This is a genomic window from Serratia sp. Tan611 (assembly GCF_905188235.1).
GTDB lineage: Bacteria > Pseudomonadota > Gammaproteobacteria > Enterobacterales > Enterobacteriaceae > Serratia_B > Serratia_B rhizosphaerae.
In genome coordinates this window covers 3,342,071-3,368,520 of the sequence record NZ_LR994655.1, presented here as the reverse complement: position 1 = coordinate 3,368,520, position 26,450 = coordinate 3,342,071, and the positions used below count along the sequence as shown (strand labels likewise).

The window sequence follows — 26,450 nt, the reverse complement described above, 5'->3', positions numbered from 1 at the left end:
ACTCTAAATCAGAATGGGGCTGCTCATACCGCCTAGACACCGGTATGGTAGCCCCTTCACCGCAAGGAGGCAAGCAGTGCATAAAAAATATGCGCTACACCTGTTAGTCGTTGTATGTATTACGGTTTTAATATTCTTTGGGATGATAAAAGGTTCGCTCTGCGAGCTGAAGATTGACCAGGGGAATATTACTATCCACATGACGCTGGCATGTGATGTGAAGCGGTAATCATAGCGCGGGGTAACCTCAGATGGCGAAAGGCGGACAAGGCTGTCGCAGCGTTTTGCCAGGGTTGAGGCGGAGCTGCAACCGGGTTACCCCGTCTATTTCTGGTATCCAGGCGTTGGCTCAGGCACCCTTTTACAATTCCAGCTCGATATCCGCCTGCGGCATACAGCAGCAGGGCAGGATCTCGCCGTCATTGATAAACGCCAGCGGCTGCTGGCGATAGATCACCTGGCCTTTCACCAGCTTGAGCCGACAAGCGCCGCAATAGCCGGAACGGCACTGATATTCCACCTGCACGTCGTGCAACTCCAGCACGTCGAGCAGGCTGTTTTCATGCGCCGGACAGTTTAGCTGCGTGCCGGAAGCCCGCAGCGTGACGGTTGGCGTTGCCATCTTAGAGCTCGAAGTCGCTCAGGTCGTCGGCGTTGACTTCAGAGTCGATCTGGCCGACCAGGTAGGAACTGACTTCCACTTCCTGCGGCGCCACCTGGACGTTGTCGGACACCAGCCAGGCGTTGATCCACGGGATAGGGTTGGAGCGCGTTTCGAACGGCGCGCCCAGCCCGACGGCCTGCATGCGGATGTTGGTGATGTATTCCACGTACTGGCACAGGATGTCTTTGTTCAGGCCGATCATCGAGCCGCCACTGAACAGGTATTCGGCCCACTCTTTTTCCTGCTGTGCGGCCAGAACGAACAGGTCATAGCACTGCTGCTGACATTCGACGGCGATCTCGGCCATTTCCGGGTCGTCGGCGCCGGAGCGCATCAGGTTCAGCATATGCTGGGTGCCGGTCAGGTGCAGCGCTTCGTCACGGGCGATCAGCTTGATGATTTTGGCGTTGCCTTCCATCAGCTCGCGCTCGGCAAAGGCGAATGAACAGGCGAAGCTGACGTAGAAGCGGATCGCTTCCAGCGCGTTGACGCTCATCAGGCACAGATACAGCTGTTTTTTCAGCGCGCGCAGATTGACGGTAATGGTTTTACCGTTCACCTGATGCTCGCCTTCCCCCAGCAGATGGTAATAGCCGGTCATCGCAATCAGATCGTCGTAGTAGGACGAAATGTCTTTCGCACGTTTTTTGATCTCTTCGTTGGTGACGATGTCGTCAAACACCAGCGCCGGATCGTTGACGATATTGCGGATGATATGGGTGTAGGAGCGGGAGTGAATGGTCTCGGAGAAGGACCAGGTTTCCACCCAGGTTTCCAGCTCAGGGATCGAAATCAGCGGCAGCAGGGCGACGTTCGGGCTGCGTCCCTGAATGGAGTCCAGCAGCGTCTGATACTTCAGGTTGCTGATGAAGATATGTTTCTCGTGTTCCGGCAGAGCCTGATAGTCGATGCGGTCGCGGGAAACGTCCACTTCTTCCGGACGCCAGAAGAAGGACAGCTGTTTTTCGATCAGCTTTTCAAAAATTTCATATTTTTGCTGGTCGAAACGCGCGACGTTGACCGATTGGCCAAAGAACATCGGTTCGAGCAGTTGATCGTTTTTATTCTGAGAAAAAGTGGTGTAAGCCATGAGCCTGAATCCTTTGATACCACACAGATAGGGGCCGGATTATACCGGCCCCTACGTGCGAACTTTGTAGGGGCCGAACGCCCGGCCCTCAGCGTTAATTAAATCTTGCAGGCGCCGCTTTCGCAGTCGTCATCGCCGCCTTTGGCCGGCAGAATATCTTCCTGAACGTCTTCGGCGCCGTCACGGGTGTTTTGATAATACAGCGTCTTCACACCGAACTTGTAAGTGGTGAGCAGGTCTTTGAGCAACTGCTTCATCGGCACCTTGCCGCCGGTAAAGCGGGTCGGGTCATAGTTGGTGTTGGCCGAAATCGACTGGTCGATAAACTTCTGCATCAGGCCGACCAGCTGCAGATAGCCGTCGTTGCTCGGCATGTCCCACAGCAGCTCGTAGGCTTCTTTCAGACGTTCGTATTCCGGCACTACCTGGCGCAGAATGCCGTCTTTCGACGCTTTGATGCTGATGTGGCCGCGCGGCGGCTCAATGCCGTTGGTGGCGTTGGAAATCTGCGAGGAGGTTTCCGACGGCATCAGCGCGGACAGCGTGGAGTTACGCAGGCCGGTTTCCTGAATCTCTTTACGCAGCGTTTCCCAGTCGTAGTGCAGCGGCTCCTGGCAGATGACATCCAGATCTTTCTTGTAGGTGTCGATCGGCAGAATGCCTTGCGCATAGGTGGTTTCGTTGAACCACGGGCAGGCGCCTTGCTCCTGCGCCAGACGGTTGGAGGCTTTCAGCAGGTAGTACTGAATGGCTTCAAAGGTCTTGTGCGTCAGGTTGTTGGCGCTGCCGTCGGAGTAACGCACGCCGTGTTTCGCCAGGTAGTAGGCGTAGTTGATAACGCCGATGCCCAGAGTACGACGGCCCATGGCGCCGCGGTGGGCTGCGGTGATCGGGTAATCCTGGTAGTCCAGCAGCGCATCCAGCGCACGTACCGCCAGGGTCGCCAGCTCTTCCAGTTCATCCAGGTGCTCAATGGCGCCCAGGTTGAAGGCCGACAGCGTACACAGCGCAATTTCGCCGTTTTCGTCGTTGACGTCTTCCAGCGGTTTGGTCGGCAGGGCGATTTCCAGGCACAGGTTGGACTGGCGCACCGGCGCGATCTGCGGATTAAACGGGCTGTGGGTGTTGCAGTGGTCAACGTTCTGGATGTAGATACGGCCGGTAGAGGCGCGCTCCTGCATCATCAGCGAGAACAGCTCAACCGCTTTCACACGTTTCTGGCGGATGCTGCTGTCCTGCTCGTATTGGGTGTACAGGCGCTCGAATTCGTCCTGATCGGCGAAGAACGCATCGTACAGGCCCGGCACGTCGGACGGGCTGAACAGGGTGATGTCGCCGCCCTTGATCAGACGCTGATACATCAGGCGGTTCAGCTGCACGCCGTAGTCCATGTGACGTACGCGGTTGCCTTCAACGCCGCGGTTGTTCTTCAGCACCAGCAGGCTTTCAACTTCCAGATGCCACATCGGGTAGAACAGCGTCGCCGCGCCGCCGCGTACGCCGCCCTGAGAGCAGGATTTCACCGCGGTCTGGAAGTGTTTGTAGAACGGGATACAGCCGGTGTGGAACGCTTCACCGCCGCGGATCGGGCTGCCCAGCGCGCGGATGCGGCCGGCGTTGATGCCGATACCGGCGCGTTGGGAAACGTATTTCACAATGGCGCTGGAGGTGGCGTTGATGGAATCCAGGCTGTCGCCGCACTCGATCAGCACGCAAGAGCTGAACTGGCGGGTCGGGGTGCGCACGCCGGACATAATCGGCGTAGGCAGAGAAATCTTGAAGGTGGAAATCGCGTCGTAGAAACGTTTGACGTAGTCCAGACGGGTTTCACGCGGATAGTTGGAGAACAGGCACGCGGCCACCAAAATATACAAGAACTGCGCGCTCTCGTAGATTTCGCCGCTGACGCGGTTCTGCACCAGGTATTTCCCTTCCAGCTGTTTAACCGCTGCGTAAGAGAAGTTCATGTCGCGCCAGTGGTCGATAAAGTCATTCATCTGCTCGAACTCTTCGACGCTGTAGTCTTCCAGCAGATGCTTATCGTATTTACCCATCTCAACCATGCGCACCACGTGCTCGTGCAGCTTCGGCGGCTCAAACTGGCCGTAAGCTTTTTTACGCAGGTGGAAGATCGCCAGACGCGCGGCCAGGTATTGGTAATCCGGCGCGTCGCGCGAGATCAGATCGGCAGCCGCCTTGATGATGGTTTCATGGATATCGGCGGTTTTGATGCCGTCATAAAACTGGATGTGTGAACGCAACTCTACTTGAGATACCGAGACGTTGTGTAAACCTTCCGCGGCCCAGTCGATGACCCGGTGGATTTTGTCGAGGTTGATGCGCTCTTTACGCCCATCGCGTTTAGTTACAAGTAGACTTTGGTTCATTTTTACCTGTCCGTGTGATTCCCCTAAGCAGAAGTGTAGTCGCTCTGCTCAGTATGTAAACACTATATATAGGGGGTGTGTATTGATGTGGTAACAAGATAGTGAGAAAGCCGGGGGTTTGCAAGTGAACAAAATGGCCCGATTTTGTGGATAACTTGGGGGTGAAATGTGGGGGTGCGTTGCCAGTGCGCGCCGTGTCTGGCCCCGAAGGTTGTCAATAAGCGCGATAAGATTTTCCTCTGGTTTACAAAAATTTGATCGATTGCCGATTTCTTAAACGTTAGATAAAAACGGCATATTGATCGAACTTAATATGATTAAAAACAGTTTATATAGCGTTTTCAGTATCAAAGCGGAAAAAGCGCGACATTCTGTGTGTAATGCTTGACACGCCGGACGTTATCAGAGCACGTCCGGCGCGGGGTGAGGGCACTTAGCCAACGTGTTGGGTATGAACCATATAGTTCACGTCAACGTTGCGTCCCAGCTTGAAATGGTCGGTGATCGGGTTGTAATGCAGGCCGATCATGTGCTTTTCCCGCAGCGCGGTGCCGTCGACCCAGCGGATAAGCTCGGAAGGGCGGATAAACTTCTTATGGTCGTGAGTGCCCTGCGGCACCATCTTCAAAATATACTCGGCACCGACCACCGCCATCAGCCAGGCTTTGGTGTTGCGGTTGATGGTGGAGAAGAACACATGGCCGCCCGGCTTGACCAGTTGCGCACAGGCGCGCACCACCGAGGCCGGATCCGGCACGTGCTCGAGCATCTCCATGCAGGTGACGACGTCATACCGTTGCGGATTGGCTTCGGCATGGCTCTCGACCGTTTCCTGTACGTAGCTGACGTCAACGCCGCTTTCCAGGGCGTGCAGCCGCGCCACCTGCAGCGGTTCCGCCCCCATATCCAGTCCGGTGACCTGTGCGCCTTCGCGCGCCATGCTTTCGGCCAGAATGCCGCCGCCGCAGCCGACGTCGAGCACTTGTTTGTCAAAGATGCCGTCGGCGTGCTGCATAATGTAGTTCAGGCGCAGCGGATTAATGCGGTGCAGCGGTTTGAATTCACCTTCCAGATCCCACCAGCGTGAGGCGACGGCTTCGAATTTGGCGATTTCCTGTTGGTCGACGTTGGCAGCGCGGCCGGATGATTCAGCATTCATGGGCGTGTTGGGCTCCTTGTTCTCTTTGCGGCGGATTATACATGTTCTGTCGTCTCCCTGTCGCCGTCGGCGCATTTTTGCCGACAAAGGCGGGTATATTTTTCCCGTAAAGCGCGCTTTGTGATATAGTTTTACACCTTTGGCACTATGCCAGGGCAGATGAATCATTCAGTATGAGGGATAGCAGCTCCATGAGCGACCTTGCCAGAGAAATCACACCGGTAAACATCGAAGAAGAGCTGAAAAGCTCGTATCTGGATTATGCAATGTCCGTTATTGTCGGACGTGCGCTGCCGGATGTTCGCGATGGATTGAAACCGGTGCACCGCCGCGTTCTGTACGCGATGAATGTACTGGGTAACGACTGGAATAAACCCTATAAAAAATCCGCCCGTGTCGTCGGTGACGTGATCGGTAAATACCACCCGCACGGTGACAGCGCGGTCTACGACACAATAGTGCGTATGGCTCAGCCGTTCTCACTGCGCTATATGCTGGTGGACGGTCAGGGCAACTTCGGTTCTGTCGACGGCGACTCCGCCGCGGCGATGCGTTATACCGAAGTGCGCATGTCGAAAATTGCTCACGAACTGCTGGCGGATCTGGAAAAAGAAACCGTCGATTTCGTGCCGAACTATGACGGCAGCGAGCAGATGCCGGCGGTGATGCCGACCAAGATCCCCAACCTGCTGATCAACGGTTCCTCCGGTATCGCCGTAGGTATGGCGACCAATATTCCGCCGCACAACCTGTCTGAAGTGATCAACGGCTGTCTGGCCTATATTGATGATGAAAACATCAGCATCGAAGGGCTGATGGAACATATCCCGGGGCCGGACTTCCCGACCGCGGCGATTATCAACGGCCGTCGCGGCATTGAAGAAGCTTACCGCACCGGCCGCGGCAAGATGTATATCCGCGCCCGCGCCGAAGTGGAAGCGGACGCCAAAACCGGCCGCGAAACCATCATCGTTCATGAGATCCCGTATCAGGTGAACAAGGCGCGGCTGATCGAAAAGATCGCCGAGCTGGTGAAAGACAAGCGCGTGGAAGGCATCAGCGCGCTGCGCGACGAGTCTGATAAAGAAGGCATGCGCATCGTGATCGAAGTGCGCCGCGACGCGGTAGGGGAAGTGGTGCTGAACCACCTCTACGCGCAGACGCAAATGCAGGTGACCTTCGGCATCAACATGGTGGCGCTGCATCAGGGGCAGCCGAAGCTGCTGAACCTGAAAGACATCCTGGAAGCCTTTGTGCGCCACCGCCGTGAAGTGGTGACCCGTCGTACCATCTTCGAACTGCGCAAAGCGCGTGACCGCGCCCATATCCTGGAAGCGCTGGCCGTTGCGCTGGCTAACATCGACCCGATTATCGAGCTGATTCGTCAGGCGCCGACGCCGGCGGAAGCGAAGGCCGGGCTGGTGGCCAAGCCGTGGGAACTGGGCAACGTGGCCTCGATGCTGGAGCGTGCCGGCGACGACGCCGCGCGTCCTGAGTGGCTGGAGCCGGAATTCGGCATTCGCGACGGTAAATACTACCTGACCGAACAGCAGGCTCAGGCGATTTTGGATCTGCGTCTGCAAAAGCTGACCGGTCTGGAACACGAAAAACTGCTGGACGAATATAAAGAGCTGCTCAACACGATCGCCGAGCTGATCTTTATTCTGGAAAGTCCGGAACGTCTGATGGAAGTGATCCGCGAAGAGCTGGTGGCGATCCGCGATCAGTTCGGCGACGAGCGCCGCACGGAAATCACCGCCAACTCTTCCGATATCAACATTGAAGATCTGATCAACCAGGAAGACGTTGTGGTCACCCTGTCGCATCAGGGATACGTCAAGTACCAGCCGTTGAGCGACTATGAAGCCCAGCGTCGCGGCGGCAAAGGCAAGTCCGCCGCGCGGATCAAAGAAGAAGACTTTATCGACCGTCTGCTGGTGGCCAACACCCATGACACCATTCTGTGCTTCTCTAGCCGTGGCCGTCTGTACTGGATGAAGGTTTACCAACTGCCGGAAGCAAGCCGCGGCGCGCGCGGGCGTCCAATCGTCAACCTGTTGCCGCTGGAAGCCAACGAGCGTATCACCGCGATTCTGCCGGTGCGCGAGTATGAAGAAGGGCGTCACGTGTTTATGGCGACCGCCAGCGGCACGGTGAAGAAAACGGCGTTGACCGAGTTCAGCCGTCCGCGCAGCGCCGGCATCATTGCGGTTAACCTCAATGAGGGCGATGAGCTGATCGGCGTCGACCTGACTGACGGCAGCAACGAAGTGATGTTGTTCTCCGCCAACGGTAAAGTGGTGCGTTTCCCGGAATCTCAGGTGCGCTCCATGGGCCGTACCGCCACCGGCGTACGCGGCATCAACCTGGGCGAAGGCGACAGCGTGGTTTCCCTGATTGTGCCGCGCGGCGAAGGCGATATCCTGACCGTTACGCAAAATGGTTACGGTAAACGCACCGCGGTCACCGAGTATCCGACCAAGTCGCGCGCGACCCTGGGGGTTATCTCCATCAAGGTCAGCGAACGTAACGGCCAGGTTGTCGGTGCGGTGCAGGTGGAAACCACCGACCAGATCATGATGATCACCGATGCCGGCACGCTGGTGCGTACCCGCGTCTCGGAGGTCAGCGTGGTGGGCCGTAATACCCAGGGCGTGACGCTGATTCGTACTGCGGAAGACGAAAATGTCGTCGGCCTGCAGCGCGTGGCCGAACCGGTTGAAGATGAAGAGCTGGACAGTCTTGAACCGGGTGAAGTACCGGAAGAAGACGCCGCGCCGCTGGACGATGACGGCGACGCTGCCGCTGACGATACGGACGGCGAAGAAGCCTGATCCGTAGGGGATTTCCCCGTCGGTGAGAGTGATGAAAACAGGGCTTAGCAGCGATGCTAGGCCCTTTTTCAGATATATGGTTTAATTGCGTCAGATTTCCAGGCGCTGACCCGCGCTTCACGCGTGCGTTACCCCTTCACTTTTGTATGGTATCCGATTGAAATACTTGGCCTCTTTCCGTACCACGCTAAAAATTTCCCGCTACATGTTCCGGGTGCTGGCCGTTTTGCTGTGGTCGCTGGGCGCGCTGCTGAGCACGTTTTATATTCTGAATATCCTGCACGATAAAGAGTCGGAATTGCGGCAGGAATATAACCTGAACTTCGATCAGGCGCAGGGCTACATCCGCCACTCGGCGGATATCATTCGTGATATCAAATATATGGCGGAAAACCGGTTGAACGGTTCCGTCAGCAGCCTGGATATTCTGGGCGGGATTTTCCCGGGTAAAAGCGCGCCGCCGGAATTTTTCCCGCTGTATCCGGAGTCAAACTGTTCGCTGAACACCAACTATCGCACTTCCCTCGATTCACTCAGCAGCCTGATTCAGTATTGGAAAGAAAACTTCGTCGCGGCTTACGATCTGAACCGGGTCTTCTTTATCGGCGGCGACAGCCTGTGCATGGCGGAATTTGGCAAGGGCAATGACGTCGCAGACCGCGAAAACACCCTGAAGTCGCTGCATGAACGCATCCTGACCTACCGCAACGCCAAAAACCAGGATAAAGACAGCAACCTTTATTGGATAAGCCCCAGCCAGCAGCGTCCGGATGTGGGGTATCTGTATGTGCTGGCGCCGATTTATATCGGCAATAAGCTGGAAGCCTTGCTGGGCATTGAACAGACCATCCGGCTGGAAGATTTCGTCACGCCGGGCACGCTGCCGGTCGGCGTAACGTTGCTGGATGAAAACGATCAGCCGATACTGCGGCTGACTGACGGTGAACGCTACGCGTCAGCGCTGAACAGCTATCCCGAAGAGCATGCCTATTTCGGCTATGTGGACAGCTATCATGATTTAATCATGAAAAAGGCGCTGCCGCCTTCGTCGCTCAGCATCGTCTATTCGCTGCCGGTCAAGAGCGTGCTTGAACGCTTCAAAATGCTGATTCTCAACGCGGTGCTGCTGAATCTGCTGTCGGCCATCATACTGTTTACCCTGGCCTGGCTGTTTGAGCGCAAAATGTTCCTGCCGGCGGAGGAGAATGCCTTCCGGCTGGAGGAGCATGAGCAGTTTAACCGCAAGATTGTCGCGTCAGCGCCGGTGGGCATCTGTATTTTGCGTATCAGCGACGGCACCAATATCCTCAGTAACGAACTGGCGCACAACTATATCAATATGTTGACGCATGAGGATCGTGACCGCATCACGCGCATTATCTGCGAGCAGCAGGTGAATTTTGTCGATGTGATGACCAGCGACAACAACAATCTGCAGATCAGCTTCGTCCATTCCCGCTATCGCAACGAAGATGTAGCGATTTGCGTGCTGGTGGACGTCAGCGCGCGCGTGAAGATGGAAGAGTCGCTGCAGGAGATGGCGGCGGCGGCGGAACAGGCCAGCCAGTCGAAATCCATGTTTTTGGCGACGGTCAGTCATGAGCTGCGCACCCCGCTGTACGGCATTATCGGCAACCTTGACCTGCTGCAGACCAAGGCGCTGCCGGAGGGGGTCGACCGGCTGGTCAACGCGATGAATAACTCATCCAGCCTGCTGCTGAAAATCATCAGTGATATTCTGGATTTCTCGAAAATCGAGTCCGAACAGCTGAAGATTGAGCCGCGCGAGTTTTCTTGCCTGGAGGTGATTACCCACATTGCCGGCAACTATCTGCCGCTGGTGGTGAAAAAGCGCCTGGGGCTGTACTGCTTTATTGAACAGAGCGTGCCGGAGCGCATTTCGGGCGATCCGGTGCGTCTGCAGCAGGTGCTGTCGAACCTGTTGAATAACGCCATCAAGTTTACCGATACCGGCTGTATTATTTTGCAGGTCTGCGCGCAGGATAATTACCTGATCTTCAGCGTGCGCGATACCGGTGTGGGGATCCCGGAGAAAGAGGTGAGCCGGCTGTTTGATCCGTTCTTCCAGGTGGGCACCGGCGTGCAGCGCCATTTCCAGGGCACCGGTCTGGGGCTGGCGATCTGTGAGAAACTGATCAACATGATGGACGGCGATATCGCCGTGGAGTCCGAACCGGGGCTGGGCAGCATGTTCTCTGTTCGCCTGCCGCTGTTTAACGCGCAATACCCGGCGCCGCAGCCGAGCGACGCCTGGCAGGGCAAAACGCTATGGCTGGACGTACGCAACCAGCGGCTGGAGCAGTATCTGATGGCGTTGCTGGATGCGCGCGGCGCGGCGGTATTGCGCTACGAAGGTCAGGCCACTGCCGCCGGCGACGTACTGCTCAGCGATTACGATCTGCAGGTGAATACGCCGCTGCTGGCGCATATCTATTTCTCGACCGAACATATCGGCCCGTCGCAGGAGCTGCATCCGGGCTACTGGCGGCACAGTACTTCCACGCCGCGTGAGACCATTGGCCTGCTCAACCGGCTGTTTGGTCTTGAGGACGGTCATGCCAAGGCGCTGATGCCGCTGCCGTCGCCAAGTAAAAACTGCGGCGTCGACAACGGAGATATCCGCCTGCTGGTGGTTGATGACCATCCGATCAATCGCCGCCTGCTCTCCGACCAGCTGACATCGCTGGGATATCGGGTAGTGACCGCCAATGACGGCGTCGACGCGCTGGGGGTATTGAACCATGAGAGCGTGGATATCGTGCTGACCGACGTGAACATGCCGAATATGGACGGCTATCGCCTGACTCAGCGGCTGCGTGAGCTGAATTTCACCTCGCCGGTGATTGGCGTAACGGCTAACGCGCTGGCGGAAGAAAAACAGCGCTGTATTGAGGCCGGCATGGATAACTGCCTGTCCAAACCGGTAACGCTGGATACGCTGGCAGAGACGCTGGCGGTCTATTCCGCCATCGTGCGCAAGCAGAATCAGGATACGGCGCGCGAAGATGCGGAGTAGGGCAGGTTTGCGGGGATAAAAAAACGGGGCCTTCAGGCCCCGTTTCAGGATGGATTAGTCTTTATCCAACTGTGTCATACTGACGGAAGAGAGGTAGTTGAGCAGGGCGATGTCGTTGTCGACGCCCAGCTTCATCATTGCCGATTTTTTCTGGCTGCTGATGGTTTTGATGCTGCGGTTCAGTTTCTTGGCGATTTCGGTCACCAGGAAGCCTTCGGCGAACAGGCGCAACACTTCGCTCTCTTTCGGCGACAGACGTTTGTCGCCGTAGCCGCTGGCGCTGATTTTCTCCAGCAGTTTCGACACGCTTTCCGGCGTAAACTTCTTGCCTTTCTGCAGCGCCGCCAGTGCTTTCGGCAGATCGGTCGGCGCGCCCTGTTTCAGTACGATGCCTTCGATGTCCAAATCCAGCACCGCGCTGAGAATGGCCGGGTTGTTGTTCATGGTCAGGACGATGATCGACAGTTGCGGATAATGGCGTTTGATGTATTTAATCAGCGTAATGCCATCGCCGTATTTGTCGCCGGGCATGGACAGGTCGGTGATCAGTACATTGGCGTCCAGTTTGGACAGACTGTTGATCAGCGCTGTTGAGTCTTCAAATTCCCCAACGACATTCACCCATTCAATTTGCTCGAGTGACTTCCGGATGCCAAACAGTACGATAGGATGGTCATCAGCAATAATTACGTTCAGGTTATTCATGTAGTTGGTTACCTTGCTGCAGCAGTCTACTGACGAAAAAATCAATCTGACTGATGTTGTTCTCGATCTTAAGCGCATCACCGTCAGCGATGTGCTGTTCTAGCGATTCACACAGTTGCTTGCCGGGAAGCAAGTTTAACATGGCAAACACCCCCTTCAGGCGGTGAGCAGTTTGAGACAGCGCCTCGAAATCACCGCTGCCCGCCTCAGTATACAGTTTTTTGATGTCATCGGGTACTGTGTCGATAAACAAGCCATAGTAATCACTTGATTTCAGCTGTTTTTCATACAGTTGGATATCATCTGCGCCGATTTCAGGCGGGTTTTCCGGCTGATCCAGCGCCGCCATCTGCTGTTCAATCAGCAGCAGAATGGCATCGATCATCGCGCTGCCGAGGTTGTAGTTGACGCGAATATAGCGTTTGTTCAGCTGCTGCCAGCCGTTCTCGTCGCTGCTGAGCAACAGGGTATAGTCATCGGCCCGCTGCGGATTATCGGTCAGCAGCACGTCGTAGTCGCGCTTGATTTTCCGGTCGTCGGCAATGATGCAGTCAGCGCCGTAGGCATGCAGCAGACGGGTGACGATGCCGCGGATCTCGTCGGAGGTCACTTCCAGCAGGGCGGTGACGCCGTCCAGCAATTTCTCCTGCTCTTCCTCGTCCTGGCGCTCCAGCGCCATCGGTACGCGAATGGTGTAACGCGTGCCGATATCCACCTTGCTGCGGATATCCAACTGGCCGTTAAGTTTTTTACACAGCTGGTTGCAGAGGAAAAACGTCAGGCCGGAACCGTGGTCGAAGCGGTCGACCAGCGTCTGGCTGAGGAACGGATAGTTCAGGTTGCTGATCTCTTCGTTGGAGATGCCTGCGCCGGTGTCGTTGATATGGAACACCAGCTGCTCCGGACGTTCCGGCTCGTGGTTAACGACGACGGAAATCTTGCCGTAGGCAGTGGTGATAATGGCGTAGCGGATCAGCAGCGACAGCGCCTTGCGCAGGGCGTTGGCATCGCCGATATACGTTTGGTTGACGTCGAGCTGATAGTGGTTGAACAGCGCCAGACCTTTACGGTTGAGCGCCGGCAGCACCTCTCTAAGCAGTTCATCCACCAGCGCGGCCGGGCTGAACGGCTGGCTGGCCGGCTGCCAGTCCTGCGTTTCCAGGCGGGTAAGCAGGGTGATATTGTCGATCAGCGCCAACACCGACGCCGACTCATCAAACAGTTGGTTCACCAGCTGCTGTTGCTGCTGCGGGTCCGCCTGGGTGCGCAGCCGGTCGGCCATGTCGTGAATCTGCTGCATCGGCTGGTTCAGCTCAATGCCGAGGTTATGCAGCATCAGCTTGCGCGCCTGCACGTTTTTATCGTATTCGCGGCGTGCCTGCTGCAGGCGTTTGTTGACCATCACCTCTTTGTCCTGATCGTTCAGCAGGAACAGATAGGTTTCCGGCGTCAGCTGGCTGCGGAAGATGCGTATCTCATACACTTCGTTGTTGACCGTGGCCTGGATTACGCCGTGATGCTGCTGCGCCATATGGGCGATTTTCTGCAGGCTGAGATGCGGCAGCAGGTGCTCGGCAATCTTGTTGCTGGCGATCACCGTATTGCTGGCGAAGTCATACACCAGCAGTCCCGAAGGCAGGCTGGCGATAATCTCCTGATTCAGCGCCCGCTCGGCGTCCAGCTCGTCGGCCAGCGTTTCGCTCGGTTGGACATACTGGTGACGGATAAAATAGATGGCGATCAGCGACAGCATGAACAGCACCAGATTGGTCACCAGCAGCCACATGTTGTTGCGCAGCAGGTCGATGGCCAGGCTGAGCACCGATACGCGGTACACCATGTTCAGCGGCGCGTTGGGCAGGCTGGCGCTGAACTCGACCCAACTGCCTGACAGCGTCACCTGCGGGGTGTTGGGCATGCTGGTCGTAGTGTCGTCTTCGCTGCCCGCCGGATCGATACCGTCGTCGACCGGCTGTAGCTCGAAGTTGGCGCGAGCCATATTGAACGGAATAATGTCGTTGATCGGCAGATCGAAGGCGATCACCGTCGCCAGATGGCCCGGTTGGTTAAAGGTGGTGCGGATAGAGAACGAATAGGCGTTCTGGAAACGCTGTTTGCGCAGGGTGGAGAAACTCTCGCGTTCGTCCAGCATATTGGCCTGCTGCAGCATTTCGGTGCGGCGATCCTCGGCCGAGTTGGTCAGGTAGCTATCCCGGAAGCGTGACGTCAGATCTTTCAGCGATTGGGTGGTCACCAGGCTCAGGCTGTTATCCTGCCCGTTCAGGTAGTACATCGCGTAGTTTTCGGTGTTTGCGCCCCAGCGGTTATCCAGATAGTCGGAGATATGGGCCATCATCGCCAGCGTGTTGGCGTCGTGATTGCCGAAAATCACCGCGTCGGTTTTTTTATACGGCTTATCGACGTAGTAGACGTCCGGGCGCAGACGCGTTTCCATCACCGACGGCGCGGCTTGCAGCATCGGCGTATTGCCGAAGCGTTCATAAACCTGTTCGGTGACGTAGCGGTAGGTATCCACGCGCTTTTGCAGGCTTTTGACGATGGTGTTCAGCGCCGATTTTTTATCGCTCAGATAGGCGTTGGTATAGTTGTAGCCATACAGGCCGAGGCTGACAAACAGCAGCACAATAAACACCAGAAAACAGCGGATGATATTGCCGGAACTGATGGTCAGTTGTTGATTTTGCATAGTTGACGCAGCGTCCTGAGTTAACGGGTAACGGCTTTGGCGCTGGCGGCTACCGCCAGCAGCAGCGCGGTGACGCAGCCGAAGGCCACGGTCAGGCTGGAGACCTGAGCGATAAATCCGATCAGCGCCGGCCCGGCCAGAATACCGGCATAGCCGAGGGTCGTTACCGACGCGATCGCCAGATTGGCCGGCATATCACGCTGGTTACCCGCCGCGCTGAATAAAATCGGCACCACGTTGGAAGCGCCCAGCCCTACCAGCATAAAGCCCAGCAGGGCAATAACGGCGTTGTCGCAGGCCACCGCCAGCGTCAGCCCCAATGCGGCGCACAGGCTGCCGAGCAGCAATATCTTATAGCGTCCCAGGGCGTTGACCACCCGGTCGCCGTTCAGCCTGCCGATGGTCATGGCGATGGAAAACAGCGCATAGCCCAGTCCGGCCTGGCTGTGTTCGACCCCGCGCAGCGTCGTCAGAAACAGGGCGCTCCAGTCCAGCATGGAGCCTTCCGCCAGAAACATAATAAAGCACAGCGTGCCGAGAAACATCACCCAGCCGCGCGGCAGCACAAACAGCGGGCCGTCGTCTTGTGCGTCGCTGTCGCGCAGCAGGTTCTTCTGAGCCAGAGCGAGCAGCAGCGCGATGGCCAGCACCGTGGTCAGCACGGCAGAGAGCGGGCTAAGCCCCAGCCACATTAACAGGCTGACGCCGCCGGCGCCGGCGATCCCGCCGATGCTGAAGAAGCCGTGAAAACCGGACATCATCGCCCGGCCGCTGGCGCGTTCGACAATCACCGCCTGGATGTTCATTGCGACGTCAATCATGCCGATGGCGGCGCCGAACAGCAGCAGCGCCAGTCCCATGCCCGGCGTCGAATCCATCAGCACCAGCAGCGGCAGATCGACGCACAATGCCAGCCCGGCCAGCAGGATAACGCGCCGGCAGCCGAGCTTGCCGGTCAGCAACCCGGTCAGCGGCATGGCCAGCAGCGACCCGGCGCCGATGCACAGCAGCAACAGTCCCAGCGAACCATCATCCAGGTTCAGACGAAGTTTGGCGAAAGGCACCAGCGGCGCCCAGGCCGCCATGCCGAGGCCGGAGACAAAAAAGGCGATGCGGGTGGCTATCTGTTCGGGAACGCCGGGCTGTTGCTGTTCGGTGCACAAAGTGGATGTCATGTGGGCATCAAGGATCTGTTAGGAAATGGTGGCTTAAGTTGTGGTGTGTTTTTATCACAAAGCGCGATCGGGGTCGAAAACATTTGCGCACTCGTCGGCCTGCGCGCCGGCTTTGCGCACCAGCCACAGGGCAATTAACTGCACGATGTAGCGCCGCTGTTGTTCGTTCAGCGCCTGGCCGGCGGGAATGGCATGCCATTTCGCCAGGCAGCCGCGACAGCAGGTAGCGGTGGCGTGTTGGGCGACAAACGCCGGGTGGCCGCGCATCGGCGTCTGTTTACCGTCGTTTTTGGGCTGGGCGTCGGCCAGACGCTGGTCGATGAAATCGCGTGCGTGGCTGAGGATCACGGCGAGGCCTTTCTTTTCCAGGTAGAGCCGATCTTTATCGTTCAGGCGGAATTTGGCGCGGAATGGCGAGGTCTGTAGCCGCTGCCATCGGGTTTCGAGTTGAGAGTGCATATGGGGTTGCCGTAAGCAATAATCACCCGGCAAGAATAACAGATTTTATGACGGGCGACGAACGCTGGCCGGCGGCGATATTTATTATCTCGCTGGTCAATAATTACGCCGAAAGTGTTTATTTATTTTCCAGCTATCAATGTGTAGACCAAAATAAATAAAACGTTTAGCGATAAGTGCGGAAGTTTAAATCAGGGATTATTTCTGTAAGTGATTATTTCTGGTCGGATAGTTTGCCGCTGGCGTATGGTCGGCGGTAAAAAGACAATAAAAAACCGGCCCGGGGGCCGGCTGTAAAGTACAGGGGTTATCATTACGATAATGAAGGTAATAATGAAAATAATGATGATAGCGAGTGAATTATAGTGGCTGTTTGCGGGGAATATTTTGACAGTATGTGCTTATTGATCGCTATTTTTGTATGGAATTCTACATTAGTTTAAGGTTTTGTATAACTTAGTGAATTTATTAAATTAAATTCATTTTTTGTCTTTAGATGCGCTATTTTGTTTGTCGGTAAGTTTTTGTGAAAGTTCGCCGGTATTTACATTTTGCAACCTTTACTTGCTCGATAGAAACACTCTTGGACACTTGGTATCATTTTCTTTCTGGATTAATATAACCCGTGTTACCAGAATGGTAATGCACAGTCGTGCTAATAATGCTCAAAAGGGCAGTGGCCGTAGCTCGACATAATTAACGAGGATAATAACGATGAAACTTCGAGTACTCTCCCTGATTGTCCCTGCGATGCTGGTTGCCGGCACCGCAGGCGCAGCGGAAATCTACAACAAAGACGGTAATAAACTGGATTTGTTCGGTAAAATCGATGGTCTTCACTATTTCTCTGACGACAATGGCACTGATGGCGACCAGTCTTACCTGCGTTTCGGCCTGCGTGGCGAAACTCAGATCAGCGACCAGCTGACCGGTTACGGTGAGTGGGAATATCAGGTTCAGCTGAACAAGACTGAAAACGAAAACGATTCCTACACCCGTGTCGGCTTCGCCGGTCTGCGTTTCGGCGACTACGGCTCACTGGACTACGGCCGTAACTACGGCGTTCTGTACGACATCGGCGCCTGGACCGACGTGCTGCCGGAATTCGGCGGCGACACCTACGGCGCGGACAACTTCCTGTTCCAACGTTCTAGCGGCGTGCTGACCTACCGTAACAATGACTTCTTCGGTCTGGTTGACGGCCTGAACTTCGCCCTGCAGTACCAGGGTAAAAACGACAGCGCTACCGAGTCCAACAACGGTCGCGACGTGCTGGCGCAAAACGGCGACGGTTACGGCATGTCTGCCACCTACGATCTGGGCTACGGCATCAGCGCGGCGGCGGCTTACTTCTCTTCTGACCGTACCAATGAGCAGAACCGTCTTGCGTTTGGTCATGGCGACAAGGCTGAAGCGTACAGCGGCGGCCTGAAGTATGACGCCAACAACGTCTACCTGGCGGCGATGTACACCCAGTCTTACAACGCAACCCGCTTTGGTAACAGCGGCAGCAGCACTGCTTACGGCTACGCCAACAAAGCGCAGAACATTGAACTGGTTGCTCAGTACCAGTTCGATTTCGGTCTGCGTCCTTCCGTGGCTTACCTGCAGTCTAAAGGCAAGGACATCGATCGCGGCTACGGCGATCAGGACCTGATGAAGTATGTTGACGTGGGCGCGACCTACTACTTCAACAAAAACATGTCCACCTATGTTGATTACAAAATCAACCTGATGGACGACAACGACTTCACTCGTGCGGCGAAAATCAACACCGACGACGTAGTAGCGCTGGGTCTGGTTTACCAGTTCTAAGCCTCAAGTTGTTTTGCATAACGCGGCCTCCGGGCCGCGTTTTTTTTGCCTGCCGGTTGGGCACGGATTGCTAGCCTGTCTTATCCACGCTGGCTAGGCTTGCTGAGTAGTCATTGCTCAGGAGGCCCTATGCCGCTCACGATTGAACGCATTATCGAAACGGCGCTGTATGTCAGCGATATGCCGTGCGCCAGCCATTTTTATGAAACCGTATTACAGCTGCCGGCGATGGTGGCGAAAGCACGCTTTCGTGCTTACAACGTTGGCGGTCAGAACGTGCTGCTGCTGTTTGTCAAAGGTGACGCACAGGAAGGCTTCCGTGAAGAGGCGGGCTACATACCGCCTCACGACGGCAGCGGCCCCTATCATCTGGGGTTCGCGGTCAGTAAGGCGCAGCTGCCGCAGTGGGAGCAACGCTTAAACCAGCACGGGGTGGAAATCGAAGGGCGCATGAGCTGGCCGCGCGGCGGGGAAAGTATTTATTTCCGTGACCCGGACGGCCATCTGTTGGAATTAGTGACGCCCGGACTGTGGGAAAATTATTAAATACGATGGTGAAAACGATTAATAAAAATCACTGAATGGGGTAGGGGAAGTCTAATTAATAAATACGCTACCTCCTACCTTAATAAATTAAAGTATAAATGTGGAAACAATATTATTGGCGTTAATATTTTTTGGCGGCGCGCGCGTTTGGTAAGGCAGGAATAATTCACTGATAACCGGTTCTGGAATAATAACGGCAATAGCCTTACCGGCGGAAAACGGCGCGTGCAGGAAGGGCGGCAGCGTAAAGTGCAACGGTGGATTATGATGGAACAGGCTGCAGTAACCGCAAAGGTCGCCGCTGCCGTCATCCGTCATACCGGAGGCGTGCTGCCGTGCGGCGGGGGCGTCGCCTGTCTGATGATGCATCATCATCATATGCTCACCCATCGGCATGTTCATGCCCATCTCACTGTTATATTGTGAGTTTTTTACCAGCTGCGCGGAGATTAACGGCCCGGCAAATACCATCAGCATGGCAAACAGGCCCAGCCAGGCCAGCGTGCGTATTGAGTGCTTTGACAGTTTCACCAGTAATCGGCCCTTGAGGAATGGAAAAGGCGGCATGCTGTGCCGGCGCCAGTGTAACATCATTCACAAATTACCAACACCGCAAGAAAATCATTTGTTAATTAAATATAGATCGGATAAATTCCGCAGGTATTAAATTCACCTGTGGAAAATAATAATGACTGAACGCGTAAACGCGTTACCTTCGGCTGCCCGAAATATGCGGCAGCGGGTAACGACTCGCAGCTGGTTTATTCCGTTGATGATGCGTCTGCATTTCTATATTGGCGTATTTGTCGGTCCCTTTTTACTTATTGCCGCATTAAGCGGAATTTTTTATGCCCTGACGCCGCAGCTGGAATCTTATTGGTACGCCGAACAGTTGTATCACCACAGCAGCGGACAGCCGCAGACGCTACAGCGGCAGATTGCGGCCGCACAGGCGGTGGCGCCGACGGAGGCGCAGCTCTCCGCCGTACGTCCGTCGCCGGCAGCCGGGGAGAACACGCGGGTGCTGTTTAACGTCAGCGGCTTGACGTCTGGCGAACGTCTGGCGGTGTTTGTCGATCCCGTCACGCTGCAGACCCACGGCGCGCTGGCGGTGTACGGCACCAGCGGCGTGCTGCCGCTGCGCACCTGGCTGGACCAGTTGCACCGCAGCCTGTTGCTGGGGGAGCTTGGCCGCAACTACAGCGAGCTGGCGGCATCCTGGCTGTGGGTGGCGGCGCTGGGCGGCCTGATCCTATGGGGAGCGCGCAAACGCGCGGCGCGGCGTCAGCGCGGCGTGCGCGCTCTGCACCGCCAACTGGGCGTGCTGTTGTCGCTGGGGCTGCTGTTTTTCTCGATTACCGGCCTGACCTGGTCGAACTGGGCCGGCGATAATATCAGTGTATTACGTCATCAGTTTGGCTGGGCGACGCCGTCGCTGTCTACCGCCTTGCACGGCGCATCCCATGAGGCGATGGATGAACATGCGGAGCACCGCGGTCACGCCATGGCGTCAGGCGAGATGGCGCCTGTGGCGGATGCCGCTATGTATGACCGGGTATTGCAGCGGGCGCGCATCGCGGGCATTGACGCCAATAAAGTAGAGATTCGTCAGCCGCAGGGGGCGGGCCAGGCCTGGTCGGTCAGCGAAATCGACCGCAGCTGGCCGACGCAGGTCGATGCGGTGGCGGTAGACCCGCATACCATGATGGTTGTCGACAGCGTGCATTTCGCCAGTTTCCCGCTGGCGGCCAAGTTGACGCGCTGGGGCATCGATCTGCACATGGGCATTCTGTTCGGTCTGGTGAATGAGCTGGTGCTGGTGGTCTTTGCCGCCGGGCTGGTGGCGATGGTGATCATGGGGTATCTGATGTGGTGGCGCAACCGGCCGACGCGGGCGGCGGAACGCGCGCCGCGTTCGCCGCTGATGCTGCTGCGTCGCACGCCAAAAGGGCCGCTGGCGTTGATTTTACTGGCGACGCTGCTGCTGGGTTACAGCCTGCCGGTTCTTGGGGCCAGCATCGTGTTGTTCTTGCTGGCTGATGCGCTGCGTTACGGTTGGCTGCGCTGGCGGCAAGCCGATTAACGCTGCTGATGAATCGCCGGATTGAAATAGCACCAAGAGTTAAAGCGGAATTTGTGGAAAAGCCTTTCGCCATCTAGACTTAGAATACAATAAACGCACTCTAAGAGGACAAGCTATGACGAAGAAGTTGGTTTTAGCCGTTTGTACTACAGCAGCACTTTCCATTCTTGCCGGCTGTACCGCTTATGACCGGGCGGCGAGCTATGTGAAAGAGCCGGTGGTCAGTGATGTGAAAGTCGGGATGACCAAGGAGCAGGTGCGTGCGATTGCCGGGCCGCCGTCAACCTCTGCGACGCTGGTTCATGCGCAGGGCACCTGTGATACTTATGCCGTCGCGCCGCGTGATGGCAAGGCGCAAACCTATTTTGTCAGCTACAACGATACCGGTCATGTAATGAACAAAGGCTATCAAAGCTGTTCAGACTATGACTCGCAGCCGAAGTAATCGGCGCCAGATGCCAAAGGCCGGACGACTGTCCGGCCTTTTTGTTGTTGGGGCCAGCGGAAAATCCACCGCCGTGCGGTAGAAAAAAACAGGTCAGGCTGATGAGATATTGTGCTGTTTTCGGCGTGGTTTGCACTTTTTAACCACTCTTGGTCTGAAGTTTGAGCAAACGCGCCGAAATGCCTATTTTTTTGTATGGCAACGCTAGACATTTCATAACGGTACCGTTAATATCTGCGCCCATTGGAAGGATGGCTGAGTGGTTTAAGGCAGCGGTCTTGAAAACCGTCGAGTGTAACAGCTCCCAGAGTTCGAATCTCTGTCCTTCCGCCAAATTCGAAACCCCAGGCTTTAATCAGCCTGGGGTTTTTTCGTTGTGCCGTGGGCAGAAAAGAGAAGAGGCCCTGTGGGGCCTCTTGTTTCATGTTCAGCGCGGGAACACCACCGTGCGGTTCTCATAGAGAAATACCCGCCGTTCCACGTGCCAGCTGACGGCGCGCGCCAGGGTCACGCGTTCGATATCGCGTCCTTTTTCAATCAGATCTTCCGGGTAGTCGGTATGGGTTACCGGCTCTACGCTCTGGGCGATGATCGGCCCTTCGTCCAGTTCCTCATTGATGTAATGCGCCGTGGCGCCCACCAGTTTGACCCCTTTGGCCCAGGCCTGATGGTAGGGCTTGGCGCCCTTAAAGCCCGGCAGCAGCGAATGGTGGATATTGATCGCCTTGCCCGCCAGCCGGCGGCACATCGTGTCCGACAGCACCTGCATATAGCGCGCCAGAATCACCAGCTCGGCGCCGGTCTCCTCAATGATTTTCCACACCTGCGCTTCCTGCTGCGGTCGGGTGTCGGCGGTGACCGGCAGGTAGTGGTAGGGCAGGCCGTGCCATGTCACCAGCGGTTCCAGATCGCGGTGGTTGGAGATCACGGCGCACACCTCCACCGGCAGCTGGCCGGTACGGTAGCGGTACAGCAGGTCGTTCAGGCAGTGATCGGTACGCGAGACCATAATCACCACCGGCACCCGATGCCCGGGAGCGGTCAGTCCGAAGGTCATCTCGAACCCCGCCGCCCGCTCTTCGAAGCGCGCCTCGAAGGCCTGGCAGTCAAAACCGGACGGCGGCCGAAACTCGGTGCGGATAAAGAAGCGCCCGGATTCGCGATCGTCAAACGAGTTCTGCTCGGTAATGTAGCAGCCGTTTTCCCGTAGGAAACCGGTCACGGCATCTACCGTGCCGAGCCGCCCCGGACACTGGGCGGTCATAATCCAGCAGTCATTATTACGACTCATTTCTGTTCTCCGTCAGGGGATCGCGCCGATGCCGTACTCTTCTCCGGCGTCCAGCAGCCAGCGCCAGAGGTAATCCGCGAAGCTGCGTCTGACCACCAGTTCCCAGCGAACATCGTCGGGCCGGCGCAGTACCGCGGTGGTTTTGGCGAAGACGGTGGTCACCGCCTTGCCCGCAGGGAAATTGTCCGGGTGCACGTCGTAGACCACCGACTTCATCAGCAGCTCGCGAACTTTTTCCCCCCGCAGTTCCAACAGCGTCTGGCCGCCGCTGACGTTGGTGATGGCGTAGTGGGCATCGCCCAGCGCCGCCCGCAGCCGGTTTTCCACCTCAAACTCGCTGCCTTCCGGCACGATCAGCAGCCATTCGTCCGGCGACAGCCACTGGGTACTGATCTCGCCGCCGTTTTCACTGACCAGCCCCAGCGGCTGGCCCGGAAGCCCGATCCCCAGCACGTCGCGCAGCGCCTGATCGAGGACGATGGCGCCGCCGCGCAGAATCAGATGCCCGCAGAACGGCCGTTCCCGCAGCGTCACGCCGCTGCGCTCATCGGCCTCCGGGCGGCCCGTGTTGCGGTAAGACAGCGCCAGCGGCGATTCGCGCGTCACCTGCGCCTCGGGGTGGCTGTTAAAGGTGCTTATCTTTACGGCATCAGACATTTTGGCGCTCTCCTTTGGGATCGACGAAGATCGGGCTGACAATTTCGGCCTCATGGACCTGGCCGTCGACCATCGGCAGCCAGACGGTATGGCCCATTTTCTGGTGGCCGTCTTTCACCACCGCCAGCGCGAAACCGCTGTCCAGGGTTGGGCTGTAGTAGCTGGAGGTGACGTGGCCCACCATCGGCATCGGGATCGGATGGTTGGGATCCAGTACAATCTGTGCGCCTTCTTCCAGCACCACTTTCGGATCTTTAGGCCGCAGGCCGACCAACTGCTTACGGTCGGTGCGCCGGGTATCGACGCGCGTCAGCGCCCGCTTGCCCACCCAGGAAAAGCTTTTGTCATAGCCTACGCACCACTGCATGCCGAGATCTTCCGGCGTCATGGAGCCGTCGGTGTCCTGGCCGGCGATAATAAAGCCTTTCTCGGCGCGCAGAACGTGCATCGTTTCGGTGCCGTAAGGCGTCAGGCCATACTTTTCTCCGTGCTCGAACAGCGCTTCCCAGACGTGGCGCGCGTAGTTGGCCTGCACGTTAACTTCATAGGCGAGTTCGCCGGTAAACGAGATGCGGAACACCCGCGCCGGAACGCCGGCCACCGTGCCGGCGCGCCAGTCCATAAACTTAAAGGCTTCGCGCGACAGATCGATATCGCACACTTCTTCCAGCAGGCGGCGGGATTCCGGCCCGGACAGGGAGAGAGTGGCCCAGTGGTCGGTCACCGAGGTGAAAAACACCTGCAGCTCCGGCCATTCGGTCTGGTGCCACAGCTCCAGCCACTCCAGCACTGCCGCCGCGCCGCCGGTGCTGGTGGTCATCAGGAAGTGGTTAGCCCCCAGGCAACTGGTGGTGCCGTCATCCATCACCATGCCGTCGTCCTTGCACATCAGGCCGTAGCGCACCCGGCCAAAGCCCAGCTTCGCCCACTTGTTGGTGTAGATACGCTCCAGGAAAGTACGGGCGTCCGGCCCCTGAATATCGATCTTGCCGAGGGTAGAGGCATCGAGGATCCCCACGCCGCTGCGTACGGCGCGGCACTCCCTGGCCACGGCTTCTTCCAGCGTTTCGCTGCGTCCGTTGACGCGCTGCGGGAAATACCACGGGCGCTTCCACTGGCCGACCTCTTCAAATTCCGCCCCCCGATCAAGATGCCACTGATGCAGCGCGGTATGGCGCTCCGGCTCGAACAGTTCGGCGCAGTGGCGTCCCGCTACGGCGCCAAAGGCGACGGGCGTATAGTTGGGACGGAACACGGTGGTGCCGACTTCCGGGATGGTGCGTCCCAGACAGCGGGCGGCGATGGCCATGCCGTTGATATTGCCCAGTTTGCCCTGATCGGTGCCGAAACCCATCACGGTGTAGCGCTTGATATGTTCGATGGACTCAAAGCCTTCGCGTATCGCCAGCTCAATGGCGGCGGCGGTGACGTCATTTTGCAGGTCGACAAACTGCTTCGGCGCCCGCGAGGTGGGCCGATCGTGCGGCACCTGATAGAGCGCCAGCGCTGCGCCGTCGTTGCGGTTTGCCACTTCAGGCAGCGCAATTTCCACTGGCTCGCCGCCGGTTTCTGCGGCAGCCTGAGCACCCGCCGCCGCGCCGTCTTGCAGGACTTTTCCGGTAGCGAACGCGCCGGTCACTGCGCCGGCGGCGATCATACCGTCCACCTGCGGCGCGACAAATCCCGGCACCTCATCGCGCCAGACCGGTCGCGCGCCGGTGTGCACGGCCAGGTGAATCACCGGGCTATAGCCGCCAGAACTTGCCACGGTATCGCACTCCAGGGTGTCCACCCGATCCACCACCCGGAAGCCGGCGTGGTCGATGCGGGCGACCCGCACGCGGTTAACTCTGGAGCCGCCCTGGGCCTCAATCACGGCGCTGCCGCTGATGATACGAATGCCTCTGGCGCGCGCCTGGGCCACCAGTTCGCCCTGCGGGTTATCTCTGGCATCGACAATCGCCGCCACTTCCCGGCCGCTGTCCAGCCAGTCCAGCGCGGCGCAGTAGGCGTGGTCGTTGCTGGTCGACAGCACCAGACGCTGGCCCGGCGCCACGCCGTAGCGGTGAATATAGGTGGAGAGGGCGCTGGCGATGAAGTTGCCCGGAATATCGTTGCCCGCGTAGACCAGCGGCCGCTCGTGGGCGCCGCTGGCCAGCACAATGCGTTTGGCCCGTACCCGGTGCAGGCGCAGACGCGCCTGATGGTCCGGCGCGGTTTCGTCCAGATGGTCGGTGCGTCGCTCCAGCAGGGTGACGAAGTTGTGGTCATGACGGCCGGTGGCGGTGGTGCGCGGCAGCAGCTGTACATTATCCAGCGCCGCCAGCGCGTTCAGGGTTTCCGCCACCCAGTGTGCGGCGTCGCGGCCGTTTAACGGCTCACGGCTGTCGAGCAGCGAACCGCCCATCTCTTCCTGCTCATCCGCCAGCATTACCCGTACGCCGCTGCGGCCGGCGGCCAGCGCCGCAGCCAGACCGGCCGGGCCGGCGCCGATGATCAGCACATCGCAGTGCTGGTTAAGATGATCGTAGCGATCCGGATCGCGCGCCACGGGGCTGCGCCCCAGTCCGGCGCCCTTGCGGATATACTTCTCCCAGGTCATCCACATCGAGGCCGGCTTCATAAAGGTCTTATAGTAAAAGCCGGGCGGCATAAAACGCCCGAGCATTTTACCCACGGCGCCCATCAGGTCGCGTTCGGTGCTGGGCCAGCCGTTGGTACTGCCCGCCGTCAGTCCGTCATACAGCGCCTGCTGGGTGGCGCGCACGTTCGGCACCTGGCTGGCTTCGGTGCTGCCCAATTGCACCACGGCATTGGGTTCTTCGGCGCCGGCGGCGACAATGCCGCGCGGGCGCCCGTACTTAAAGCTGCGGTTGACGATATCCACGCCGTTGGCCAGCAGCGCCGAGGCCAGGGTATCGCCGGCAAACCCCTGCAGGGTCTGGCCGTTAAAACGAAAACTCAGCGGTCGGTTGCGGTCAATACGGCCGCCGTCGGCCAGACGATTCACCTGTTTCATACGCCACCTCCGGCCTGGATCCGCTCATCAGGGGTCACGGTTTCAGTTTTGCTGTCGTCGCGGCGCGGCAGGGGCACCACATCGGCCCCGGCGCCGGTTTTCGGCTGTTCGCCAATCCGGTAGGTTTCCAGAATTTCGTAGCTCACCGTATTGCGCACCATGTTAAAGAATTTGCGGCAGCCGGCGGCATGCACCCAAAGTTCCCGGTGAATGCCGCGTGGGTTATCGCGGAAAAACAGATACTCTCCCCACTCTTCGTCGCTACAGGCGTCGGGATCCGCCGGGCGCACGATATGCGCCTGGCCTTTGGGGTGGAATTCTTCTTCTTCCCGGTGTTCGCCACACCAGGGGCACCAGATATGCAGCATCTTGCTTCC

General features: G+C 57.6%; 20 protein-coding genes and 1 tRNA gene. 8 read left to right on the top strand and 13 right to left on the bottom strand.

Annotated elements, in window-relative coordinates; genetic code table 11:
- The first annotated feature begins 13 nt into the window (after positions 1–13).
- Complete coding sequence (locus TAN611_RS23720) at positions 14–229, top strand: Hok/Gef family protein (protein ID WP_015673130.1); 216 nt, start codon at positions 14–16, stop codon at positions 227–229.
- A 132-nt stretch (positions 230–361) separates the two neighbouring features.
- Here the strand turns inward: TAN611_RS23720 and yfaE are convergent, their stop codons facing one another.
- The 4 genes from yfaE to ubiG all read right to left on the bottom strand — a co-directional run bounded on the left by yfaE (position 362) and on the right by ubiG (position 5,300).
- Positions 362–622, bottom strand: coding sequence for a class I ribonucleotide reductase maintenance protein YfaE (gene yfaE, locus TAN611_RS15900; protein WP_105231910.1), 261 nt, complete (start codon positions 620–622; stop codon positions 362–364).
- Between the two features lies 1 nt (position 623).
- Positions 624–1,754 (bottom strand): class Ia ribonucleoside-diphosphate reductase subunit beta, encoded by a 1,131-nt coding sequence (gene nrdB / locus TAN611_RS15895; protein ID WP_105231909.1) that lies wholly within the window; start codon positions 1,752–1,754, stop codon positions 624–626.
- A 98-nt stretch (positions 1,755–1,852) separates the two neighbouring features.
- Positions 1,853–4,141: a class 1a ribonucleoside-diphosphate reductase subunit alpha gene (nrdA, locus tag TAN611_RS15890; protein ID WP_105231908.1), complete on the bottom strand. Its 2,289-nt coding sequence runs from the start codon at positions 4,139–4,141 to the stop codon at positions 1,853–1,855.
- Positions 4,142–4,574: 433 nt separating this feature from the next.
- Entirely contained in the window at positions 4,575–5,300 is a 726-nt protein-coding gene (gene ubiG, locus TAN611_RS15885) for a bifunctional 2-polyprenyl-6-hydroxyphenol methylase/3-demethylubiquinol 3-O-methyltransferase UbiG (protein WP_105231907.1), read from the bottom strand.
- A gap of 191 nt (positions 5,301–5,491) precedes the next feature.
- On the opposite strand from ubiG, the gene gyrA reads away from it, so the two are divergent.
- Positions 5,492–8,134 carry a DNA topoisomerase (ATP-hydrolyzing) subunit A gene (gene gyrA / locus TAN611_RS15880; RefSeq protein WP_105231906.1) on the top strand — a complete coding sequence of 881 codons (2,643 nt, stop codon included), beginning with the start codon at positions 5,492–5,494 and terminating at the stop codon, positions 8,132–8,134.
- Between the two features lie 157 nt (positions 8,135–8,291).
- Positions 8,292–11,171 (top strand): two-component system sensor histidine kinase RcsC, encoded by a 2,880-nt coding sequence (rcsC, locus tag TAN611_RS15875; protein ID WP_187044373.1) that lies wholly within the window; start codon positions 8,292–8,294, stop codon positions 11,169–11,171.
- 54 nt (positions 11,172–11,225) lie between these two features.
- On the opposite strand, the gene rcsB is transcribed toward rcsC, so the two are convergent.
- From rcsB to TAN611_RS15855, 4 genes are read right to left on the bottom strand one after another with little or no spacing between them, the layout of a single operon-like run.
- Entirely contained in the window at positions 11,226–11,876 is a 651-nt protein-coding gene (rcsB, locus tag TAN611_RS15870) for a response regulator transcription factor RcsB (RefSeq protein ID WP_105231904.1), read from the bottom strand.
- Positions 11,869–14,583, bottom strand: a complete 2,715-nt coding sequence (gene rcsD / locus TAN611_RS15865; protein ID WP_203066722.1) for a phosphotransferase RcsD — start codon at positions 14,581–14,583, stop codon at positions 11,869–11,871. Before rcsD ends, rcsB begins: the two co-directional genes overlap by 8 nt.
- A 20-nt stretch (positions 14,584–14,603) precedes the next feature.
- Positions 14,604–15,758 (bottom strand): MFS transporter, encoded by a 1,155-nt coding sequence (locus TAN611_RS15860; protein WP_105231902.1) that lies wholly within the window; start codon positions 15,756–15,758, stop codon positions 14,604–14,606.
- Positions 15,759–15,812: 54 nt separating this feature from the next.
- Positions 15,813–16,217 (bottom strand): DUF4186 domain-containing protein, encoded by a 405-nt coding sequence (locus TAN611_RS15855; RefSeq protein WP_105231901.1) that lies wholly within the window; start codon positions 16,215–16,217, stop codon positions 15,813–15,815.
- Between the two features lie 714 nt (positions 16,218–16,931).
- On the opposite strand from TAN611_RS15855, the gene TAN611_RS15850 reads away from it, so the two are divergent.
- A complete protein-coding gene (locus tag TAN611_RS15850; protein WP_187044377.1) occupies positions 16,932–18,032 on the top strand; it encodes a porin OmpC in 1,101 nt (366 codons plus the stop codon).
- 129 nt (positions 18,033–18,161) lie between these two features.
- On the top strand, positions 18,162–18,578 hold the full coding sequence (locus tag TAN611_RS15845) for a VOC family protein (RefSeq protein WP_203066721.1): 417 nt from the start codon (positions 18,162–18,164) through the stop codon (positions 18,576–18,578).
- A gap of 87 nt (positions 18,579–18,665) precedes the next feature.
- Here TAN611_RS15845 and TAN611_RS15840 read toward each other — a convergent pair whose 3' ends face one another.
- Positions 18,666–19,109 carry a DUF2946 domain-containing protein gene (locus TAN611_RS15840; RefSeq protein ID WP_203066720.1) on the bottom strand — a complete coding sequence of 148 codons (444 nt, stop codon included), beginning with the start codon at positions 19,107–19,109 and terminating at the stop codon, positions 18,666–18,668.
- A gap of 157 nt (positions 19,110–19,266) precedes the next feature.
- On the opposite strand from TAN611_RS15840, the gene TAN611_RS15835 reads away from it, so the two are divergent.
- From TAN611_RS15835 to TAN611_RS15825, 3 genes are all read left to right on the top strand, one after another.
- Positions 19,267–20,661 (top strand): PepSY domain-containing protein, encoded by a 1,395-nt coding sequence (locus TAN611_RS15835; RefSeq protein WP_111736730.1) that lies wholly within the window; start codon positions 19,267–19,269, stop codon positions 20,659–20,661.
- A 115-nt stretch (positions 20,662–20,776) separates the two neighbouring features.
- Positions 20,777–21,106 carry an osmotically-inducible lipoprotein OsmE gene (osmE, locus tag TAN611_RS15830; RefSeq protein WP_105231897.1) on the top strand — a complete coding sequence of 110 codons (330 nt, stop codon included), beginning with the start codon at positions 20,777–20,779 and terminating at the stop codon, positions 21,104–21,106.
- A gap of 245 nt (positions 21,107–21,351) precedes the next feature.
- Positions 21,352–21,439: transfer RNA gene (locus TAN611_RS15825), tRNA-Ser, on the top strand.
- Between the two features lie 94 nt (positions 21,440–21,533).
- Here the strand turns inward: TAN611_RS15825 and purU are convergent.
- Genes purU through TAN611_RS15805 form a run of 4 tightly spaced genes read right to left on the bottom strand, consistent with a single transcriptional unit; the run spans position 21,534 to position 26,441 of the window.
- Positions 21,534–22,397: a formyltetrahydrofolate deformylase gene (purU, locus tag TAN611_RS15820; protein ID WP_203066719.1), complete on the bottom strand. Its 864-nt coding sequence runs from the start codon at positions 22,395–22,397 to the stop codon at positions 21,534–21,536.
- Positions 22,398–22,409: 12 nt separating this feature from the next.
- Positions 22,410–23,054: a sarcosine oxidase subunit gamma gene (locus TAN611_RS15815; RefSeq protein WP_105231895.1), complete on the bottom strand. Its 645-nt coding sequence runs from the start codon at positions 23,052–23,054 to the stop codon at positions 22,410–22,412.
- On the bottom strand, positions 23,047–26,073 hold the full coding sequence (locus tag TAN611_RS15810; protein WP_203066718.1) for a sarcosine oxidase subunit alpha family protein: 3,027 nt from the start codon (positions 26,071–26,073) through the stop codon (positions 23,047–23,049). The genes TAN611_RS15815 and TAN611_RS15810 overlap by 8 nt, the downstream gene beginning before the upstream one ends.
- Positions 26,070–26,441: a sarcosine oxidase subunit delta gene (locus TAN611_RS15805; RefSeq protein ID WP_105231893.1), complete on the bottom strand. Its 372-nt coding sequence runs from the start codon at positions 26,439–26,441 to the stop codon at positions 26,070–26,072. The genes TAN611_RS15810 and TAN611_RS15805 overlap by 4 nt, the downstream gene beginning before the upstream one ends.
- Positions 26,442–26,450 lie beyond the last annotated feature (9 nt).

What these genes read in the sequence shown, in the direction of transcription:
- TAN611_RS15855 (WP_105231901.1), bottom strand. Translation starts at nt 16,217, where the DNA reads ATGCACTCTCAACTCGAAACCCGATGGCAGCGGCTACAGACCTCGCCA.
- TAN611_RS15815 (WP_105231895.1), bottom strand. Translation starts at nt 23,054, where the DNA reads ATGTCTGATGCCGTAAAGATAAGCACCTTTAACAGCCACCCCGAGGCG.
- nrdB (WP_105231909.1), bottom strand. Translation starts at nt 1,754, where the DNA reads ATGGCTTACACCACTTTTTCTCAGAATAAAAACGATCAACTGCTCGAA.
- TAN611_RS15810 (WP_203066718.1), bottom strand. Translation starts at nt 26,073, where the DNA reads ATGAAACAGGTGAATCGTCTGGCCGACGGCGGCCGTATTGACCGCAAC.
- nrdA (WP_105231908.1), bottom strand. Translation starts at nt 4,141, where the DNA reads ATGAACCAAAGTCTACTTGTAACTAAACGCGATGGGCGTAAAGAGCGC.
- purU (WP_203066719.1), bottom strand. Translation starts at nt 22,397, where the DNA reads ATGAGTCGTAATAATGACTGCTGGATTATGACCGCCCAGTGTCCGGGG.
- rcsD (WP_203066722.1), bottom strand. Translation starts at nt 14,583, where the DNA reads ATGCAAAATCAACAACTGACCATCAGTTCCGGCAATATCATCCGCTGT.
- rcsB (WP_105231904.1), bottom strand. Translation starts at nt 11,876, where the DNA reads ATGAATAACCTGAACGTAATTATTGCTGATGACCATCCTATCGTACTG.
- TAN611_RS15845 (WP_203066721.1), top strand. Translation starts at nt 18,162, where the DNA reads ATGCCGCTCACGATTGAACGCATTATCGAAACGGCGCTGTATGTCAGC.
- yfaE (WP_105231910.1), bottom strand. Translation starts at nt 622, where the DNA reads ATGGCAACGCCAACCGTCACGCTGCGGGCTTCCGGCACGCAGCTAAAC.
- TAN611_RS23720 (WP_015673130.1), top strand. Translation starts at nt 14, where the DNA reads ATGGGGCTGCTCATACCGCCTAGACACCGGTATGGTAGCCCCTTCACC.
- TAN611_RS15860 (WP_105231902.1), bottom strand. Translation starts at nt 15,758, where the DNA reads ATGACATCCACTTTGTGCACCGAACAGCAACAGCCCGGCGTTCCCGAA.
- ubiG (WP_105231907.1), bottom strand. Translation starts at nt 5,300, where the DNA reads ATGAATGCTGAATCATCCGGCCGCGCTGCCAACGTCGACCAACAGGAA.
- gyrA (WP_105231906.1), top strand. Translation starts at nt 5,492, where the DNA reads ATGAGCGACCTTGCCAGAGAAATCACACCGGTAAACATCGAAGAAGAG.
- osmE (WP_105231897.1), top strand. Translation starts at nt 20,777, where the DNA reads ATGACGAAGAAGTTGGTTTTAGCCGTTTGTACTACAGCAGCACTTTCC.
- TAN611_RS15805 (WP_105231893.1), bottom strand. Translation starts at nt 26,441, where the DNA reads ATGCTGCATATCTGGTGCCCCTGGTGTGGCGAACACCGGGAAGAAGAA.
- TAN611_RS15850 (WP_187044377.1), top strand. Translation starts at nt 16,932, where the DNA reads ATGAAACTTCGAGTACTCTCCCTGATTGTCCCTGCGATGCTGGTTGCC.
- TAN611_RS15835 (WP_111736730.1), top strand. Translation starts at nt 19,267, where the DNA reads ATGACTGAACGCGTAAACGCGTTACCTTCGGCTGCCCGAAATATGCGG.